The organism is Halostella litorea (assembly GCF_004785955.1).
GTDB classification, from domain to species: Archaea; Halobacteriota; Halobacteria; order Halobacteriales; family Natronoarchaeaceae; genus Halostella; species Halostella litorea.
The window spans coordinates 1,389,130-1,406,570 of the sequence record NZ_SJER01000001.1; the positions used below are offsets into that span (position 1 = coordinate 1,389,130).

Genomic DNA, 17,441 nt, shown 5'->3' on the forward strand with positions numbered 1-17,441 from the left:
GTCGCCGGCTCAGTTCGTCGCGGCCTCGACGACCAGCGAGTCGTCCTCGAGGTAGTGTTCGATGTGGTGGGCGTGCTCCTCGACGGTTTCGAGTTGCTCGCGGAGCATCTCGGCCGTCGCGTAATCGCCGAGCCCCTCGGCCAGTTCGACGTGCTGGCGGTAGCTCTCGATGATGTCGCCCATCATCTCGAGGTCGTTCGCCAGCGACGTGCGCACGTCGTACACGTCCTCGTCCTCCGGCTCGACCGTCGCGTTCTCGGCGAGCGTCGGCATGCTCGCGTGCGGAACGCCGCCCAGCGCCTGGAGCCGCTCGGCGAGTTCGTCGGCCGCGTCCTCGACGTCCTCGTACACCTCCTGCAGGAACACGTGGATATCGAGGAACTCCGCGCCCTCGACGTTCCAGTGGTGCTTGTGGAGCTGGTGGTACAGCACGTACGCGTCCGCGAGGTCGGTGTTCAGCGCGTCGATGATCTGCTCTGCCTTCTCCGTGTCGAGCCTGAGCGCGTTCTCCTCGACCGTGCCCGCTGTCTGCCGGGTCGTCTTCTGCGTGTTCATCACGTTCGGTAGTTGTGGCGCTACCCACTTATAATTTCTCAATATTGAAACAATTTTTCGTATTGCCTAAACCTCGGCGGCCGACTCAGTCGACGACCCTGATCGAACTCCCGAGGTACTTCGAGAGCGCCTCGTCGACCGTGTCGGCGTTGAACTCGCCGAGGGACGACCCCACCTCGTCGCGTAGCGCGTCCAGATACGCCCCGTCGGTCCGGAGTTCGCTGAACGAGACGTCGTCGACGCGCACGCCGAGCGCGTCCTCGGTCCGGTCGCGGAAGTGCGCCGGGTCGCTCAACTCCCCGTGCCAGAGGTTGTCCCGGAAAAACAGCCACCCCTCCCGGCCGGGCGCGTCGGCCTCGCGGTACAGGTCGGTTTCGAACGTCGCTGGCTCGACGGTCGTCCCGGGCGTCGACGGTTCGATTCGGAACGAGACGCCGAAGACGTATCGGGCGGACCCGGAGTTCGCCATAGCGGCCGTTCCCCGCACACGGCCAAAAGGGCTGGTCCGTCGCGGTATCAACTCCATCCGACGATATCGTTTCCGCTGCACGCGGAACACGCCGGGGGAACGGCTTCGGTTTCCTGTCGCCGCGGGGGTAGGTTTAAGTCCCGCATAGCGTATCATTGATACATGGGACTCGAAACGGTACTTCTCGCGTGCAAACCCGGCGACGAGGGGCAGGGGACCAGGCTGGCGCAGACGGCCGTCGACATCGCGAAGCCGGCGGACGCCCGGGTGGTCGTCGCACAGGTGTTCACGGACGGGGAGTACGACAGCACCGCCGCGAGCCTCGGCGTCGACGAGGCCGACCTGACGCCCGAGCGGATCGCGGACCAACACGGGACGTTCGGTCCCGTCGTCGACCTGCTCGACGCCGAGGGGGTCGAGTACGAACTGCGCACGTCGATCGGCCCCCACGCCGACACGATCGTCGACCTCGCGGCCGACGCGGACCTGGTCGTCATCGGGGGCGGGAAGCGGTCGCCGGCCGGCAAGGCCATCTTCGGCTCGACGACCCAGAAGGTGATGCTCAACGCGCCGTGCCCGGTCACGTTCGTCCGCCGGGAGTGACCCCGCGGCGCTACGCCGACCGCGTCAGCCGTCCCGGTCGCGTTGCTGGGCGTCGGCGACGGCGACGGCCGCGAGGTTGACGATGTCCTTGACCTCGTCGCCGCGCTGGAGGACGTGGGCCGGCTTGTTCATGCCGACCAGCATCGGGCCGATGGCCTCCGCGCCGCCCAGCCGCTGGAGCAGTTTGTAGCCGACGTTGCCCGCTTCGAGGTTCGGGAACACGAGCACGTTCGCCGGCCCGTCGAGGTCGGCGAAGTCGTAGGTCCCGGTCAGCATCCCCTCGACGACGGCGGTGTCGGCCTGCATCTCGCCGTCGACCGGGAAGTCGACGGCCGGGTCCTCGCGGAGCCGCGAGACGGCGTTCCGCGGTTTCCTGACACCCTCGGTGTCGACGCTGCCGAAGTCCGAGTACGACAGCAGCGCCGCGCGGGGCTCGACGTTGAACCGGCGGGCCAGTTCCGCGGTGTGTTTCGTCACCTCGGCGAGCACCGCCTCGTCGGGGTCCAGGTTCACCGTCGTGTCCGCACAGAACACGACGCGGTTCCCGAACGTGAGCATGTAGACGCCGGCGGCGTAGTCGGCGTCCTCCGCGGTGCCGATCACCTGCAGCGGCGGCCGCAGGGCCGAGGGGTAGTGGTGGGTGAGGCCGGTGAGCATCGCGTCCGCGTCGCCCGTCTCCACCATCATGCTCGCGAAGTAGTCCGGGTCGTCGCGGACGAGGTCGGCCGCCTCGCTCCGGGTGAGCCCCTTCCGCCGGCGACGCCGGTACAGCCCGTCAGCGTAGCGCTCCCACCTGCCGTCGCTAGGGTCCGCGACGACCGGATCGAAGTCGAGGCCGAGCTCCGCGACCGTCTCGCGGATCCGCGCCTCCCGGCCGACGAGGACCGGCTCGGCGATGTCCTCCTCGCTGAGCTGGCTCGCCGCGCGGATGATCTTCTCGTGTTCCCCCTCCGCGAGCGCGACGCGTTTGGGGTCGGACATGGCCTTGTTGATGACGACGCGCATCATCTCCCTGGCCTTCCCGAGGCGGGCCTCCAGTTCCTCGCGGTAGTCGTCCAGGTCCAGTTCGCGCCGGGCGGTGCCGCTCTCCATCGCCGCCCGTGCGACGGCGGGCGTCACTTCGTAGAGGACGCGCGGGTCGAGGGGTTTGGGGATGAGGTAGTCGGGGCCGAACTGGAGGGGCTGGTCGCCGTAGGCTTTGACGACGGCGTCGGGGACGTCCTGGCGGGCGAGTTCCGCCAGCGCCTCCGCCGCCGCGCGTTTCATCGCCTCGTTTATCTCGGTGGCGCGGACGTCCAACGCCCCGCGGAAGATGAACGGGAACCCGAGGACGTTGTTGACCTGATTGGGGTAGTCCGACCGCCCCGTCGCCATGATGACCGTGTCGTCGCGTGCCGCCTTCGCCTCCTCGTAATCGATCTCCGGGTCGGGGTTGGCCATCGCGAAGATGATCGGGTCGTCGGCCATCGAGCGGACCATCTCCCCGTCGACGATGCCGCCGACAGAGAGGCCGACGAACACGTCCGCGCCCTCCATCGCGTCGGCCAACTCGCCGTCCGCGACCCCGTGCGCGAACGGTTCGGTGAACTCGCTCAGTTCGCCGGCCTCGGCGCGGCGCTCCGAGAGGACGCCGTCGACGTCGCACATCGTGATGTTCTCCCGCGGGATGCCGAGCGAGACGTAGAAGCGGGCGGTCGCCGTCGCGGCCGCGCCCGCGCCGGCGAAGGCTACCTGCAGGTCGGCCAGGTCCTTGTCGGCGATGTCGGCGGCGTTGAGCAGGGCGGCACCGGAGATGATCGCGGTGCCGTGCTGGTCGTCGTGGAACACCGGGATGTCCATTCGCTCGCGGAGCCGACGCTCGATCTCGAAACACTCGGGCGCGGCGATGTCCTCGACGTTGACCCCGCCGAACGTCGGTTCCATGCCCGCGACCGCCTGCACGAACGCGTCCGTGTCGTCGAGGTCCAGTTCGACGTCGAACACGTCGATGTCGGCGAAGCGCTTGAACAGCACCCCCTTCCCCTCCATGACGGGCTTGGATGCCTGCGCGCCGATGTCGCCCAGCCCCAGCACCGCCGAGCCGTTCGACACGACCCCGACGAGGTTCCCCTTCGCCGTGTAGTCGAACGCCCGGGTCTCCTCCTCGGCAATGTCCCGGCAGGGTGCCGCGACGCCGGGCGAGTACGCGAGCGAGAGGTCACGCTGGGTGCTCGTCGGCTTGGTCGTCGATATCTCTACTTTGCCCGGCGGCGAACGCCGGTGGTATTCGCGCGCGTCGTCTTCCAGTGACATCGGGTGTCGTACCGTTGTGTTGCCGTAGTATTAATGATCGCACGTCTCACGGCGCGCCGTTTCGGTGGCCGAATGCAGCAAGAGAGAAGCCAGCGCAGGGGATCGGCCGCTCACCAGAGGAGGTGCGGCCAGACGAACGTGAACAGCACCCAGATCAGCCCCGTCAGCACCGCGGTCATCAGGACGTTGAGGACGACGCCGGTGCGAAGCATGTGCCGCTGCCGGATGTACCCGCTCCCGAAGACGATCGCGTTCGGCGGCGTCGCGACGGGGAGCGCGAACGCGAAGCTCGCGGCGATCGTCCCGGCGACCGAGAGGAAGATGGCCGTCTTGAACTCGGTGAGGCCGAGCGTGGCCGCGAAGACGCTGCCCAGCCCGATGAGGATCGGCACGATGACGCTCGTCGTCGCGGTGTTGGACGTCATCTCGGTCAGGAACACGACGAGCAACACAACGGCGGCGATGACGAGGACCACGGGCGTCCCGGTGAGGCCGCCGAACACCGTGTCCGCGATCCACCCCGTCGTGCCGGTGTCCGCGAGCCCCCGCGCGAGGGAGATGCCGCCGCCGAACAGCAGCAGCGTCCCCCAGTCGATGTCGACCAGTTCGTCCCACTCCATGGTGTCGGCCAGGACGAGCGCGGGGATCGCCATCACCCCGACCATCACGTAGTAGAGCAGCCCCTGGTGGCCGTCGAGGCCGAACACGGTCGCCCCGCTGCCGCCGAACAGCGTGGTCATCCACACGTCGGGGAGGTACGGCTCGACGAAGGTCCCGAGCCCGCCGACCACCCAGAGCCCGGCGGTCGCCCCGAAGATGACCGCGACGCGCCGACCCCGCGTGCCGAGGCTGTCCTCCTCGTCGAGGAGCGCCTGCGCCTGTGCCTGTGCGTCGTCGACGTTCGCGACCTGCGGCGGGTACAGGACGTACGTGAGGAGATACCAGACGATGGGGAGCGTGATGACGACGACCGGGAACCCGATCAGCAGCCAGTCGACGAACCCGATCTCGTACCCCAGCGTCGCGTTGAGCTGTCCGACGAGGACGGCGTTGGGCGGCGTGCCGATTATCGTCCCGACGCCCCCGATGCTGGCGGCGTAGGCCGTCCCGAGCAGCATGCCGATCTGCATGTTCGTGAACTCGTCACCGCCCCCGACCACCCCGCCGTCCGGGACCGACTCGGCGGCCGCGTTCCCCGGGGTCGACTCGCCGGCGGCCGCGGTGCCGCCGGTGCTGAGGACCTGCGAGAGCACGCCGACGGCGATCGGCGTCATCATCGCTGCCGTCGCCGTGTTCGAGACCCACATCGACAGCCCCGCGGTGGAGATCATGACGGCCCCGATCAGGCGGCGGGGCGAACTGCCCAGTTTCGCCATCGTGTACAGCGCGATCCGCCGGTCGATGTCGTACTTCTGGATGGCGTTTGCCAGCATGAACCCCGCCATGAACAGGAAGATGAGGTGGTCCGAGAAGCCGACGAGCGCCGTGTCCATGTCGTCGTACACGCCGGTCCCGGTGAGTAACACCGGGATCGTCAACGCGGTGACGGCCAGCGGGAGCGCGCCGGTCACCCAGAGAAACCCGGCGAAGAACATGGTCGCGAGCGCGTACTGGCCGGCCACCGAGAGCCCCGACGGGGACGGCGCGAGCCCGATGAGCAACGCCCCCAGACACGCGACGCAGAACTTCGCCACTCGCTGCTGTACGTCGCTCAAATGACGGTGTATCATTGATACAGGCGTCTTTCCCGGTGTCGTTATTAATTATTTTGGTTTGCCACAAACCATGACAGATTCAGAAATTGCCGACGATCGCGGCGACCTGGTCCCCGTCGAGTTCCGCGGCGTACAGGTCCAACAGCAACTGCCGGCGCGGCCGGGAGAGCGCCCGGTTCCCGTTTTCGAGCATCGAGAGGTGCGCCTGCATCAGGTCGTCGACCTCCCGCTCGACCTCCCGCTGCTCGTAGCCCGCGGCGACCCGGAGGAGCCGCCACGCCATCGGCGACACGTCGTCGAGGTCGGTCGACTCGACGGGTTCAGCGTCGTCCGTCGCCAAACGTATCACCACCGGTTCTTCCGCTGTCCGCGAAACGTGTCACTGGAGTCCGACGGGCGTCGGGGGACCGTGCCTTACGCGTCGTGTGTCCACTCATCTTCGGCAAGAACACCTACGGGTGACCCACCCATGCGTGGGCCGGCCACGACCGGACGGGGCCGTCGTGTCCGGCTCCCGCGTCCGCCGTGGCAGTCGGTTCGACCGCCGCGATGCGTACCATACCGTGCTACAAGACGACGCCACGTTATAAATTCCGACAACGCCCGCCTCGGCGGTCACCGCCCCGACGGGATCACGGGCGGCCACACCGACACGAAGGGGGTCGCTGCGGCGCTCTCGCCGAGGCTGCGCAAGAAAATCGGAACGGTCGCGCGGCGATGAACGCCTCGCCGGTTACTCGCCGAACACTACGAAACCGCGAGTACGGCTCGACGATGAACCGTCTCGCCGGTTACTCGCCGGTTTCGATCGGCGCGTCCACGAGGTTCCCCCACTCGGTCCACGAGCCGTCGTAGTTGACGGTGTCGTCGTAGCCCAGCAGTTCGTGGAGCGCGAACCACGCGACGGAGGAGCGCTCGCCGATGCGGCAGTACGCGACGGTCGTGCCCTCGCCGTCGATGCCCTCCTCGGCGTACAGTTCTTCCAGCTCCTCGGCGGTCTTGAACGTGCCGTCGTCGTTCGTCACGGCCGCCCACGAGATGTTCTTCGCGCCCGGGATGTGGCCGCCGCGCTGGGCGGTCTCCTGGAGTCCCGGCGGGGCGAGCACCTCGCCGCTGTACTCCTCGGGCGAGCGGACGTCGACGAGCGGCACGCCGCGGTCGATCGCCTTCTCGACGTCGTCGCGGTACGCGCGGATGGACTCGCGCGGGCCGCCGGCCTCGTACTCGACGGCCGAGAAGTCCGGCTCCTCGTCGGTCGTCGGGTAGTCGTTCTCGACCCAGTACTCGCGGCCGCCGTCGAGCAGGCGCACGTCGTCGTGGCCGTAGTACTGGAACTGCCAGTAGGCGTAGGCGGCGAACCAGTTGGAGTTGTCGCCGTACAGGACGACCGTCGAGTCCTCGCTGATGCCGTGGGAGCCGAGCAGGTCCTCGAAGTCCCCCTTCTCGAGGATGTCGCGCTGGGTCTGGTCCTGGAGCTGTGTCTCCCAGTTGAAGCCGACCGCGCCGGGCGCGTGGCTCTCCTCGTAGGCCTCCGTGTCGACGTCGACCTCGACGAGTCGGTACTCGGGGTCGTCGCTCTCGAACTCCTCGATGTGCTCTTCGACCCAGTCGGCCGAGACGAGCACGTCGTTCGCGTAGTCGCTGTCGCTCATACACGGTCACGTACGGGTCCCCTTCTTAAAGAAACTACACATTCGGCAGGTACCGCCTTCCCGCCGAACTCCCGGATCATGTTGCCGGCGATATCCGGGAGCTTCGTCCGGTGGCCCCCGGGCGGCCGGGACCCGCGTCGCGTCGTGGGCCGTCCCGGGCACCAGGCGGGGGCGGCCCGGCCGCTCTCCGGCAACAGTTGCAGGTATCTCCGAGTCGGGGGCGTCTCGGGGTCGGACGGCGAGGGCTGAAGCGCGGGGACCGACGGTTCCCGGCCGTGCGGACGCTACTCCCCGGGTTCGTCCCCCTCGGGCGACGTTCGGACCGAGACGCCGAGCCCGTCCGCGTCGAGCCGGACGACCACGCGCTCACAGGTCGCCCGGTACTGTTCGTGGTGGTGGCCGTTCTCGTCGAACGCCGTCGTCGAGTCGACCAGCCCCAGCGCTTCGAGGCGGTCCAGCCGGCGGTACGCGGTCACCCTGGAGACGTCCGTCGCCTCGGCTATCTCCCGGGCGCTCCTGGGCTGGCCGGCGACCGCACCCAGCACCGCGCGGGTGTTCGCGTCGCCGATCAGTTCGAGCACCGTCGCCGGGTCGACTGTCGACTCGTCGGACCCGGACGTCGCGTCGCTCCGGCCCGTCGTTTCCGTCGTACGCTCGGACTGCTCGCTGGAGGGCGGTTGCATCGTCATGGGCGTGTTTCGTCGTCCGTACGTTGCGCCGGTCAGTATTTATCGACTATCCGAATACTATCTATACAACCCCTACAACTATAGTATCGATACTATCATTACTAAATACGATGTCAGGTGACGCCGCCCTGCGGACGATAGAGGAGGTCCACGTCGCCCCCCTCGGGTACGAGTTCGACCGGATCAGGGAGCCGGTGCTGGAGTACGGTGCCGACACCCTCTACCTGCTCGGGGACCCGGAGTCCGAGCGGACGGCCTACCACGACCGGCTGGAGTCCGAACTCGCGGACCGCGGGGTGACCGTGCACGCCCGGACGGTCGACCTCGACGACGTGTACGACGTCCTGGGCGAGATCACGACGATCGCCGACCGGTACGACGACGACATCGTCAGGGTCAACGTGTCGAGCGGCCCGAAGCTCGCGGCGGTGGGGGCCGCGCTCGCGTGCATGGCGACCGACGCGAGCGGCTACCACGTCCACCCCGAGTCGGGGTCGCACCCGGTCGAGGAGACCCCCCGCACCGAGGGCATGGCGGTGGCGGAACAGCTCCCGTCGTACCCGCTCGAAACGCCGACGGCCGACCAAGTCCAGGTCCTCGACTACGTCGAGTCGTCGACCGACGCGGCGTACACGCCGAAGAAGAGCGACCTGATCGCCTTCGCCGAGGAGAACGACCTCGCGTTCATGACCCGGGCCGACCCCGCGAACGAGAAGGCCAAGTTCGCCCTGCTGAACAACCGCATCGTCGACCCGCTCACCGAGCAGGGGTACCTCCGGATCGAGTCCGTCGGCCGGACGAAGCAGGTGTCGCTGACCGACACCGGGCGGAACGCGCTGCGTGCGTTCCGGCACAAGCTCCCCGAGTCCGGCGGGTAGGTCGGTCGCGGAACGGCGACGACTTCCAGGTCAGCGTCTCAGCCAGTCGCTGAGCGTGCCCCCGACCGACGGACAGGAGCCGCACTCGCCGCAGTCGACCGACGAGCAGTCGACGCGCTCGCCACATCGGGGACACTGTATCCGCCGGGTCGGGTCGATGTCGTACCCGCACTGCGGGCAGGGAAGCGTCACCGCCTCCGCGTCGGGGTCGGACGGGGTCACCCGACCACCCCCAGCGCCGCGGCGACCGCGCCCCCGACCGCGAACGCGACGACCCACGAGCCGACCCACATGACCAGCCCGGTCCGGGCGTCGCGTTCCTTGAGGATCATCGTCATCGAGAGGATACAGGGGACGAACAGCGTGATGACGACCAGCCCGACGAACGTCTCCGCCGTGGCCAGCGCCTGGTCGGTCATCCCCGCCGCGGCGAAGTCCCGGCGGATCAGCCCGAGCACGAGCACCCGGCCGAACCGCTGGGGAAGGCCGAGGAACCCGGTCAGCGGCGCGAGCCCGCGTTCGACGAGCGCGATCCCGCCGACGTAGTCGAGCGCGGAGACGGCGACGGCCGTTACGCCGAACAGCGGGACGGCCTCCCGGAGGAACATCCCCGCCCGGCCGGCCGTCTTCCGGACGACGTTCCGGACGCGGGGGACCCGAAGCCGCGGCAGTTCGGTCACGAGCGCCTCCTGCTGGCCCGGGAGCGTCCTGTCGAGCACCGTCCCGGCGACGCCGAGGACGAACAGGAGCACGCCGAGGTAGGCGAACCACCACCCGATCCCGAGGCCGGCGAGCAGCCCCATGATGATCCCGAGCTGGGCCGAACACGGGATCGCCAGGCCGAGCAGCGCCGTCGAGATCAGCCGCTCGCGCCGCGACCCGACCATCCGGGTGGTGATCACCGCCATCGTCACGCAGCCGACGCCCACGATGAGCGGCACGACGGCCCGGCCGTTCAGGCCGATCCGGTCGAGCCCCCGGTCGGTCAGCACCGCCAGCCGCGGCAGGATACCGGCGTCCTCGAGGAGGCCGATGGCGAGGTAAAACGCCGTCACGAGCGGGAGCAACACGCCGACGACGTACTGGACGGTGACCGTGAGCAGCCCGAGGTTCCCGTTGACGAGGAGGTGTTCGAACGGGCGCGCCCACGGCCCCACCGGCACCGCCTCCCCGACCAGCGCCGTGACGGCGGGGTTGTACCGCTCGGCGAAGATGGCCCCCTCGACGAAGTCCACCAGCCGCTGTGCCACCAGGTCGCCGATGACGTAGTAGATGACCGCGAGCAGCCCCACCGCGATCGGCGTGCCCGTCGCGGGCCTGATCAGCAGGTCGCTGATCCGGTCGCCCCAGCGCCGGCCGGCGCCGCCGTCGTCCACGACCGCCGACACCACGTCGCCGACGCGGCTGCGCCGGTGGGCGTACACGTCCTCGCGGAGGTCGTCGTCGACGGTCGGCATCCCCCCGTCGGCGACGACGTCGCCCCGGTCCCGGACGCGGGCGGCCGTCGGTTCGTCCGCCTCGACGAGGAGGGTCCGCTCGGCCCGCGTGGCCGACAGGTCGTCCGGCAGCGCCGAGTACCACCGCTCGACCCCCGTCTCGGCCGGCGCGCGGGCGTCCCCGACGCGCGAACGGATCTCGTCGATCCCGCGCCCGTCGACGGCGACGGTGGGCACGACGGGGACGCCGAGCGCCTCCGCCAGCGCGTCGACGTCGACCTCGCGCCCGTCGGCCTCGGCCTCGTCGAGCATGTTCACCGCGACGACCGTGGGCACCCCCATGTCGAGCAGCTGGAGCGTCAGGAAGAGATCCCGCTCCAGTTGCGTGGCGTCGACGACGTTGACGACCGCGTCGGCGTCGTCGAGCACGATCCCGCGGGTGACGGCCTCCTCCTCGGAGAAAGAGGAGATCCCGTAGACGCCGGGCGTGTCGACCAGCCGGTAGCCGTCGAGGGTCGCGACGGTCGTCTCGACGGTCGTGCCGGGGTAGTTCGAGACGTCGACGTAGTCGTCGGCGAGTTCGCCGAACGCGACGCTCTTGCCCACGTTCGGGCAGCCGACGAGGGCGACCGTCTCCGCGCCGTCCCGTCCGTCGGCGGTTTCGCGGCCCATCTCAGTCGACCCGCGACACCTCGATCTCGGCCGCGAGCGACGAGCCGAGGGCCAGTTCCGTCCCCCCGCGTTCGATGACGACCGGCCCCTTCCGGACGCGGCGGCGACACGCCACCGTCCCGTCGAGGAGCCCGACCCGCAACAGCTTCGCACGGACCTCGGCGTCCGGGACGGTCTCGATGGCGAACGTTTCCCCGCGACGGACGGCCGCGAGCGGCACCGTCATTTAGGGTCACCTAAATCGAACTCGCATCGGCGGGGCCAAATATGTGGGCGCTCTTCTCAGGGCACGGGAAGGTCCGCCGCCACGCCGCCGTCGGGGCCCGGACGTACGGGCGGCGAAACGGGGCTCTCGGCGGGCCGAGCCGCCCGTTCCAGGGCCCCGCCGATGCCGTCGACGGCGCGGTCCGGTTGCCAGGCGCCGGGAAACGCGTTGGGGAATTTATGCGAGGAGGTCGTACGCACGGGTATGAGCGGGGAGAACGCTTTGGACGCCGGTTCGTCGAGCCGTCGCCTCCACGTCGAGTTCGACGTCCGCCCGCCCGCGCCCGGAGCCTGCCCGCTCGGCGACCTGGACGGGGAGTTCGTCGACGTGCGCCAGCAACTCGTCGACGACGAGTGCCACGCCGACGTGACGGTCTGGGTCGACGACCGCCCGGACGCCGACGGGGCCCGGGTCGTCCATACGACCAGCGCCGTCGACGGCGCGTGCCCGTGTACGGTCTTCAGCGACCTCGGTTGCGTCCCCCGGGTGCTGGACGTCGCGGAGAACCGAGTGACGATCGGGACGTACCTGCCGGACCGGGACCAGCTCACCGACCTCGTCGACCGGCTCGACGACGTGTTCGACGGGTTCTCGCTCCGCCGGCTGCGGCGCGTCGACCCCGACGAGACCGACGGCCCGGCCGAGCGCGTGACGCTCGACCTCCGCGAGCTGACGGAGAAACAGCGGGAGGCGGCCGCGGCGGCCGTGGCGTCCGGCTACTACTCGCCGTCCCGGGAGAGCTCGTTCGGGGAGCTCGCGGCGGAGCTCGACATCTCGAAGTCCGCGCTCTCACAGCGGCTCAGCGCCGTCGAATCGACGCTCGCGACGGCGGCGTTCGCGGAGGCGGCCGACACCGGCTGACCGGCGTCGCGGCTCCACCTCTTAAACGCCTGAACTATCCCGCATCGGAGATTGGGGGCTGGACGGACGAGTTTCCCGTGTGAACCGGGAACCACTCCGTCGGACAGGCTCCGACTCCGACGAACGGCAAAAGACGGAAGCGCACAGTCCGGACGGCGTCACCCGCGCCGATGACGGGGGGGTTCGATGAGCGACACCGACCCCCTCCTGCGCCGCGACGTGTTGAAGGCCAGCGGGGCGGCGTCCCTCGCGATGGCGGCTGGCGGGGGCGGCGCGCTCCAGTTGCTCCAGCAGACGGACGGCGCGGACGCCGACCGCGAGAGCTACCTCGGGGACAACGAGACGTACTACAGCGTCTGCTCGCCGAACTGCCGGGGGAAATGCCCGCTCGAAGTGCACGTTCGCGACGGGCAGATCCGCGCGGTCGAACAGCAGGTCCCCGCCAACGAGCAGTTCCGCCGGGGCTGTACCCTCGGGCTGAGCCACGTCCAGCGGGTGTACAACTCGACGCGGCTGAAGTACCCGATGGTGCGGTCGTCTTGGTCGGTTGACGACCCGCAGCCGGAGAAGCGCGGCGAGGACGCGCAGTTCGAGCGCGTCTCCTGGGACGAGGCGCTGGACCTCGTCGCCGAGGGCATCAGGCGGACCCAGCGGGAGTACGGCGAGGAGAGCATGCTCTGGCACACCGGGTCCGGGGACTCGGGCACGACCGGGTTCTCCCGGCTCACACAGCTGATCGGCGGGACGGTCGACGGGACCCCCGGCATCGACACGAACGTCGGGCGCGGTTTCCTGCGGGTCACGGGCGAGGGTTCGACGTACCTCCCGCCGACGAACCCGAACGAGGACTGGGTGAACGCCGGGACGATAATCATCTGGGGGAGCGACATCTTCGCCAGCCAGTTCCAGCAGGACGCCCAGTGGATCCTCGACGCGAAGCGCGCGGGCGCGAAGCTCGTGGTCGTCGACCCGATGTACACGAACACGGCCGAGAAGGCGGACCTCTGGCTCCCGATCGAGCCGGGGAAGGACGTCTACCTCGCGCTCGGCATGATGCACTGGGTGTTCGAGAACGACGCCTACGACGCCGAGTTCCTCCGGACGCGCACGAACGCCCCGGCGCTCGTGCGCACAGACACCGGCGAACTGTTACGGGCGACCGAGGTGTTCGACGACGCGGAGGAGGGCGACATCGTCGTCATCGACGAGGCGACCGGCGAGCCGACCGCGGTCGGCCCCGAGACCGGTGGGGACTTCGCCCTCTTCGGCGAGTACACGGTCGACGGGGTCGAGACGAGGACCGGGCTGACCGAACTCCGCGACCACGCCGCGGACTACCCGCTCGACGAGGTCGCCTCTGTCACCAGCCTCGACGAGGGGGACATCCGGACCACGATCGAGTGGTTCACGTCCCGCGGGTCGGGCGGCATCATGCCAAGCTACGGCGTCGGACGCTACCTCTACGGGCACGTGTTCGGGCAGGCGTACGCGACGCTGATGGCGCTCACCGGCGACTACGGCAACCACGGGAACATCCACTCGCAGTACGCCAACTACAGCGGATCGTACCTCCAGACGGGCGACTGGGGGTCGCCGGAGAACGCGAAGGAAACGTCGTATGTCGGCGAAGCCGACAAGCTGGACGCGCTCCAGCAGGGGGAGTACAAGGCGATGTACGGGATGCAGTGCAACGATATAAACCAGTATCCCGAGCGCCAGTCCTGGATCGAGGCGATACGGAACGTCGATATGGTCGCCTGGGCCGACATACACCACACCCCGACGACCCAGCACGCGGACATCATCCTCCCGGCCGCTCACTGGTTCGAAACCGAGGACGTGATGACCTGCTACACGCATCCGAACATCGGGTACCGGGAGAAGGCCCAGGAGCCGCTGTGGGAGAGCAGGGACGACTACTACATCCTGCGTGGCTTGGCCGAGCGGTTCGGCTACGGGGACCAGTTCCCCGAGGACAAGCGGACCGTCCTCAAATCGTTCGTGGAGAACGACGACCGGTTCTCCTGGAACGAGCTGCGCGAGAACGGGACCGTCGCGACGGACGAAACGCCTTCCCCGTTTTACACCGGCGAGTTCGGGACCGACACGGGCCGCATCGAACTGTACGACGACGACGCGCCGACCGAGCGCGGTCCGAACCTCCCCGAGGAGGGCGTCTCGCTCGAACTCCCCGAACCGATCGAGGGGAGAACCACGGACGACTACGAGACGGCCGACGACTACCCCCTGATCTTCATGCAGAAGCACTCGAAGTGGCGGATCCACTCACAGTACGAATCCCAGCCGTGGCTCAGGGAGATCAACCCGCAGCCACAGCTCGACATCCATCCCGAGGACGCGCAGCGTCGCGGTATCGACGACGGGGAGTACGTCCGGGTGTTCAACGACCGCGGCGAGATGGTCGTGAAGGCGAAGTACAACGAGGGGATCCGCCCTGGTCTCGTGAACACCGACCAGGGCTGGTACACCCGCGACTTCGTGCAGGGGCATCTGCAGGACCTCATCTCGGAGGAGACTGCCGAGGTCGGGCAAACGTTCGCGTACTACGACGTGCGCGTCCAGGTCGAATCGGCACCGGACGACGTCGACACCGGCCAGTACACTGACGGGTCCCCCACCGGCGCGGGGGCCGAGGCGGGAGGTGACTGACAGTGACAAACTACGGACTCGTCATCGACCAGGAGCGGTGTATCGGCTGTCACGCGTGTGCCGTGACGTGCAAACAGGAGAACAACGTCGCGATGGGGAACTACTGGAACCGCGTGCTGACGGAGGGCGGCGACCACGTGGACACCCCGTCGGGTCGGTACCCCAAGAACGGCGACGACGGGAACCTGGAGATGTCGTACCAGCCGACGGCGTGTCAGCACTGCGAGAACGCGCCGTGCGTGAAGGTCTGCCCGGTCAACGCGACGTACACCCGCGACGACGGCATCGTCGAGATAGACTACGACAAGTGCATCGGCTGCCGGTACTGCATGGCCGCCTGCCCGTACAACGCCCGCGTGTTCAACTGGGACGAGCCCGAACACCGCCCGGAAGAGGGGACCGGCAATGTCCCCGAGCGCCCGCAGGGCGTCGTCGAGAAGTGCACGTTCTGCAGCCACCGCGTCGACGAGGGCCTCGACCCCGCCTGCGTGTCGAACTGCCCGGCCGACGCCCGCATCTTCGGCGACCTCGACGACCCGTCGAGCACGGTGTCGCAGTACGTCGCCGAGTACGAGACCCATCGGCTGCTCGACGAGAAGGGGACCGAGCCAAGCACCTACTACATCAGCGGCGAGATGTCGCCCGGGCGGCCCTGGAAGGGCGACGAACTCGAGAGCGAACTCCCGGAGGACCCCCAGCCCGACGTGGCTGGCGAGCCGGCGAACGCGGACCCACAGCCGCAGGTGCCCGAAGCCGGAGGTGGCGACTGATGGCCGACGCGACCGCCCGCGAGCGGGACTGGATCGTTGCCATCCCGGAGTTCGGGAGCCTCGGCAAGGCGTGGCTTGGGCTGCTGGCGCTGCTGATACTCGCCGGCGCGGCGGCGTGGGCGTACCAGCTCACGGCCGGACTGGCCGCCACGGGGATGCGCAACGTCTTCACGTGGGGGCTGTACATCATGATGTTCGTGCTGTTCGTCGGGCTGTCGGCCGGCGGGATGATAGTCAGCAGCGCGCCGAAGTTCTTCCACTCGGACCGCTACGAGAACCTCTCGCGGCTCGGCGTCCTGCTGAGCCTGGCGTGTATCGTCGTGGCGGGGCTGCTCATCGTCCCGGACATCGGCCGGCCGGAGCGGCTCTACCAGTTCGTCACCTCGCCGAACCTCCGGTCGCCGATGGTCTGGGACTTCGGCATCATCGTGCTGTACGGGCTGTTCAACGTCTGGTACCTCTGGCTGCTGACGCGGCGGGACCTCGCGGCGGCGGGGTCGCGGCTCGCGCTCGGCGTCGAGGACACCCGGGAGGGCCGCGAGCGCGACCGGCGGCTGGCGTTCTGGTCGGCCGCCGTCGCGCTGCCGGCCGCCGTGATGCTGCACTCGGTCACCGGGTGGATCTTCGCGACGCAGGTCGGCCGGGGCGACTGGTTCAGCCCGCTGGTCGCGCCGGTGTTCATCGCGAAGGCGCTGGTCTCCGGGCTCGGCCTGTTGCTGGTGACGGCCGTCCTGGCGGACCGGTTCACCGGCTTCGAACTGGACGAGTCGCTGGTGCCCGGCCTCGGCAAACTCCTCGGCGTGTTCCTGGCGTTCCACGTCGTCTACCTGCTCGGGGCGGAGCGGCTGCCCCACGCCTGGGCCGAGCACTTCGGGTTCTGGGCGATCACCAGTGGGTTCCTGCTCGGGGACACCGTCTTCTTCTGGATCTGGACGGTGGTCGGGGGGCTCGTCCCGCTGGCGTTGCTCGTGACGCCGTCGCTCCGGCGGCGGACCCGGGTCGTGTTCGCCGCCGCCGCGCTCGCGGTGTTCGGCGTTGTGTTCGAGGGCGTGCGCCTGATATTCGTCGGCTACGACCAGGTGAACGTCGACGCGCCGCCGGGGGTCTCCGTCGGCGAGCCCGCTGGAGGGCTGGCGGGCGACATCTGGGCGACGTCGGGGGCGTACACCCCGACGCTCGTCGAGGTCATCGTCACCCTCGGCATCGTGGCTATCGGGGCGCTGATCCTCACGCTGGGGCTGCGCTACCTGCCGATCCAGAGCGGCTCCCAGCTCCCGTCGGCCGGCCGCGCCGCGCCCGACGGCGGCACCGAGACGGAGGAGGGGTCCCCGTGACCGTCACCGAACATCCGGAGGCGGAGGCGGAGCCGCCGGACCGGGCGGCGGTGTTCAGGGGGCTGTCGCGGTACTGGCAGTACCCGACGCAGGACCTGATCCGGGTGCTACGCGAGGCCTCGCCCGGCCTCTCGGCGGACGTCGAGCTCCGGGAGCTCCGGGTCGAGTACACGCGACTGTTCCTCGGCCCGGGGACGGGACAGTGTCCACCCTACGAGAGCGTCTACCGGGACGGCGACGACGACGGGGAACTCGGCCCCGTCCGCGGCCCGTCGACGGACGCGGTCCGGCGCTGGTACCGGGAGTTCGGGACCCGCCCGGACCCCGAGCGGCCCGCCCTCGCGGACCACGTCGCGACGGAACTGGAGTTCGTCGCCCACTTGGCCGAGACGGAGGACCCGGACGTCGTCGAGCAGTTCCTCGACGAGCACCCGCGGCGCTGGGTCGGGACGTTCGCCGCCCGGGTGCGCGACCACGACCCGGACGGGTTCTACCGGACGCTGCTCGACCTGACGGAGCGGGCCGTCGAAACGGGCGGGACGACCGTCACGGAGGTGACGGAGGGCGAGTAGCACCCGCC

At 69.2% G+C, this 17,441-nt stretch carries 17 protein-coding genes; 7 read left to right on the forward strand and 10 right to left on the reverse strand.

Going from position 1 to position 17,441, the window contains the following annotated elements:
- Positions 1-9 precede the first annotated feature (9 nt).
- Together dpsA and lwrS are read right to left on the reverse strand one after the other, a co-directional pair.
- Positions 10-555 carry a DNA starvation/stationary phase protection protein DpsA gene (dpsA, locus tag EYW40_RS12660; protein WP_135821962.1) on the reverse strand — a complete coding sequence of 182 codons (546 nt, stop codon included), beginning with the start codon at positions 553-555 and terminating at the stop codon, positions 10-12.
- Positions 556-640: 85 nt separating this feature from the next.
- Positions 641-1,024 carry an LWR-salt protein gene (gene lwrS / locus EYW40_RS12665; protein ID WP_135821963.1) on the reverse strand — a complete coding sequence of 128 codons (384 nt, stop codon included), beginning with the start codon at positions 1,022-1,024 and terminating at the stop codon, positions 641-643.
- 162 nt (positions 1,025-1,186) lie between these two features.
- Between lwrS and EYW40_RS12670 the strand changes: the two genes are divergently transcribed.
- Complete coding sequence (locus EYW40_RS12670) at positions 1,187-1,627, forward strand: universal stress protein (RefSeq protein ID WP_135821964.1); 441 nt, start codon at positions 1,187-1,189, stop codon at positions 1,625-1,627.
- 24 nt (positions 1,628-1,651) lie between these two features.
- Here EYW40_RS12670 and EYW40_RS12675 read toward each other — a convergent pair whose 3' ends face one another.
- From EYW40_RS12675 to EYW40_RS12695, 5 genes are all read right to left on the reverse strand, one after another.
- A complete protein-coding gene (locus tag EYW40_RS12675) occupies positions 1,652-3,919 on the reverse strand; it encodes an NADP-dependent malic enzyme (protein WP_135821965.1) in 2,268 nt (755 codons plus the stop codon).
- A gap of 110 nt (positions 3,920-4,029) precedes the next feature.
- Positions 4,030-5,649 (reverse strand): SLC13 family permease, encoded by a 1,620-nt coding sequence (locus tag EYW40_RS12680; RefSeq protein ID WP_135821966.1) that lies wholly within the window; start codon positions 5,647-5,649, stop codon positions 4,030-4,032.
- Between the two features lie 64 nt (positions 5,650-5,713).
- Entirely contained in the window at positions 5,714-5,974 is a 261-nt protein-coding gene (locus EYW40_RS12685) for a hypothetical protein (protein WP_237560603.1), read from the reverse strand.
- 451 nt (positions 5,975-6,425) lie between these two features.
- A complete protein-coding gene (locus EYW40_RS12690) occupies positions 6,426-7,286 on the reverse strand; it encodes a sulfurtransferase (protein WP_135821967.1) in 861 nt (286 codons plus the stop codon).
- 284 nt (positions 7,287-7,570) lie between these two features.
- The gene (locus EYW40_RS12695) at positions 7,571-7,975 is read right to left on the reverse strand and encodes an ArsR/SmtB family transcription factor (protein WP_135821968.1); all 405 of its coding nucleotides are present in this window, start codon (positions 7,973-7,975) and stop codon (positions 7,571-7,573) included.
- Between the two features lie 110 nt (positions 7,976-8,085).
- On the opposite strand from EYW40_RS12695, the gene EYW40_RS12700 reads away from it, so the two are divergent.
- Positions 8,086-8,853, forward strand: coding sequence for an HFX_2341 family transcriptional regulator domain-containing protein (locus EYW40_RS12700; protein WP_237560604.1), 768 nt, complete (start codon positions 8,086-8,088; stop codon positions 8,851-8,853).
- Between the two features lie 30 nt (positions 8,854-8,883).
- Here the strand turns inward: EYW40_RS12700 and EYW40_RS12705 are convergent, their stop codons facing one another.
- The 3 genes from EYW40_RS12705 to EYW40_RS12715 are packed head-to-tail and all read right to left on the reverse strand — an operon-like array spanning position 8,884 to position 11,187.
- Entirely contained in the window at positions 8,884-9,075 is a 192-nt protein-coding gene (locus EYW40_RS12705; RefSeq protein ID WP_135821969.1) for a hypothetical protein, read from the reverse strand.
- A complete protein-coding gene (gene feoB / locus EYW40_RS12710; RefSeq protein ID WP_135821970.1) occupies positions 9,072-10,961 on the reverse strand; it encodes a ferrous iron transport protein B in 1,890 nt (629 codons plus the stop codon). The genes EYW40_RS12705 and feoB overlap by 4 nt, the downstream gene beginning before the upstream one ends.
- A gap of 1 nt (position 10,962) precedes the next feature.
- Positions 10,963-11,187, reverse strand: a complete 225-nt coding sequence (locus EYW40_RS12715) for a FeoA family protein (protein ID WP_135821971.1) — start codon at positions 11,185-11,187, stop codon at positions 10,963-10,965.
- A gap of 243 nt (positions 11,188-11,430) precedes the next feature.
- Here EYW40_RS12715 and EYW40_RS12720 point away from each other — a divergent pair, with 243 nt between their 5' ends.
- The 5 genes from EYW40_RS12720 (at position 11,431) to EYW40_RS12740 (ending at position 17,433) form a co-directional block, all read left to right on the forward strand.
- Positions 11,431-12,087 carry a helix-turn-helix domain-containing protein gene (locus tag EYW40_RS12720; RefSeq protein ID WP_135821972.1) on the forward strand — a complete coding sequence of 219 codons (657 nt, stop codon included), beginning with the start codon at positions 11,431-11,433 and terminating at the stop codon, positions 12,085-12,087.
- A gap of 186 nt (positions 12,088-12,273) precedes the next feature.
- Positions 12,274-14,757: a molybdopterin-dependent oxidoreductase gene (locus EYW40_RS12725; protein ID WP_135821973.1), complete on the forward strand. Its 2,484-nt coding sequence runs from the start codon at positions 12,274-12,276 to the stop codon at positions 14,755-14,757.
- Positions 14,758-14,759: 2 nt separating this feature from the next.
- Positions 14,760-15,527 carry a sulfate reduction electron transfer complex DsrMKJOP subunit DsrO gene (gene dsrO / locus EYW40_RS12730; protein ID WP_135821974.1) on the forward strand — a complete coding sequence of 256 codons (768 nt, stop codon included), beginning with the start codon at positions 14,760-14,762 and terminating at the stop codon, positions 15,525-15,527.
- Positions 15,527-16,861, forward strand: a complete 1,335-nt coding sequence (nrfD, locus tag EYW40_RS12735) for an NrfD/PsrC family molybdoenzyme membrane anchor subunit (protein WP_135821975.1) — start codon at positions 15,527-15,529, stop codon at positions 16,859-16,861. Before dsrO ends, nrfD begins: the two co-directional genes overlap by 1 nt.
- Positions 16,858-17,433, forward strand: coding sequence for a TorD/DmsD family molecular chaperone (locus tag EYW40_RS12740; protein ID WP_135821976.1), 576 nt, complete (start codon positions 16,858-16,860; stop codon positions 17,431-17,433). The genes nrfD and EYW40_RS12740 overlap by 4 nt, the downstream gene beginning before the upstream one ends.
- The last annotated feature ends 8 nt before the right edge of the window (positions 17,434-17,441 follow it).

Bases quoted from the DNA above. Each gene is read 5' to 3' on its own strand.
- EYW40_RS12675 (WP_135821965.1), bottom strand. From the start codon at position 3,919: ATGTCACTGGAAGACGACGCGCGCGAATACCACCGGCGTTCGCCGCCG.
- EYW40_RS12695 (WP_135821968.1), bottom strand. From the start codon at position 7,975: ATGACGATGCAACCGCCCTCCAGCGAGCAGTCCGAGCGTACGACGGAA.
- EYW40_RS12670 (WP_135821964.1), top strand. From the start codon at position 1,187: ATGGGACTCGAAACGGTACTTCTCGCGTGCAAACCCGGCGACGAGGGG.
- EYW40_RS12700 (WP_237560604.1), top strand. From the start codon at position 8,086: ATGTCAGGTGACGCCGCCCTGCGGACGATAGAGGAGGTCCACGTCGCC.
- EYW40_RS12715 (WP_135821971.1), bottom strand. From the start codon at position 11,187: ATGACGGTGCCGCTCGCGGCCGTCCGTCGCGGGGAAACGTTCGCCATC.
- nrfD (WP_135821975.1), top strand. From the start codon at position 15,527: ATGGCCGACGCGACCGCCCGCGAGCGGGACTGGATCGTTGCCATCCCG.
- EYW40_RS12720 (WP_135821972.1), top strand. From the start codon at position 11,431: ATGAGCGGGGAGAACGCTTTGGACGCCGGTTCGTCGAGCCGTCGCCTC.
- EYW40_RS12690 (WP_135821967.1), bottom strand. From the start codon at position 7,286: ATGAGCGACAGCGACTACGCGAACGACGTGCTCGTCTCGGCCGACTGG.
- EYW40_RS12680 (WP_135821966.1), bottom strand. From the start codon at position 5,649: ATGATACACCGTCATTTGAGCGACGTACAGCAGCGAGTGGCGAAGTTC.
- dpsA (WP_135821962.1), bottom strand. From the start codon at position 555: ATGAACACGCAGAAGACGACCCGGCAGACAGCGGGCACGGTCGAGGAG.
- feoB (WP_135821970.1), bottom strand. From the start codon at position 10,961: ATGGGCCGCGAAACCGCCGACGGACGGGACGGCGCGGAGACGGTCGCC.
- lwrS (WP_135821963.1), bottom strand. From the start codon at position 1,024: ATGGCGAACTCCGGGTCCGCCCGATACGTCTTCGGCGTCTCGTTCCGA.
- EYW40_RS12725 (WP_135821973.1), top strand. From the start codon at position 12,274: ATGAGCGACACCGACCCCCTCCTGCGCCGCGACGTGTTGAAGGCCAGC.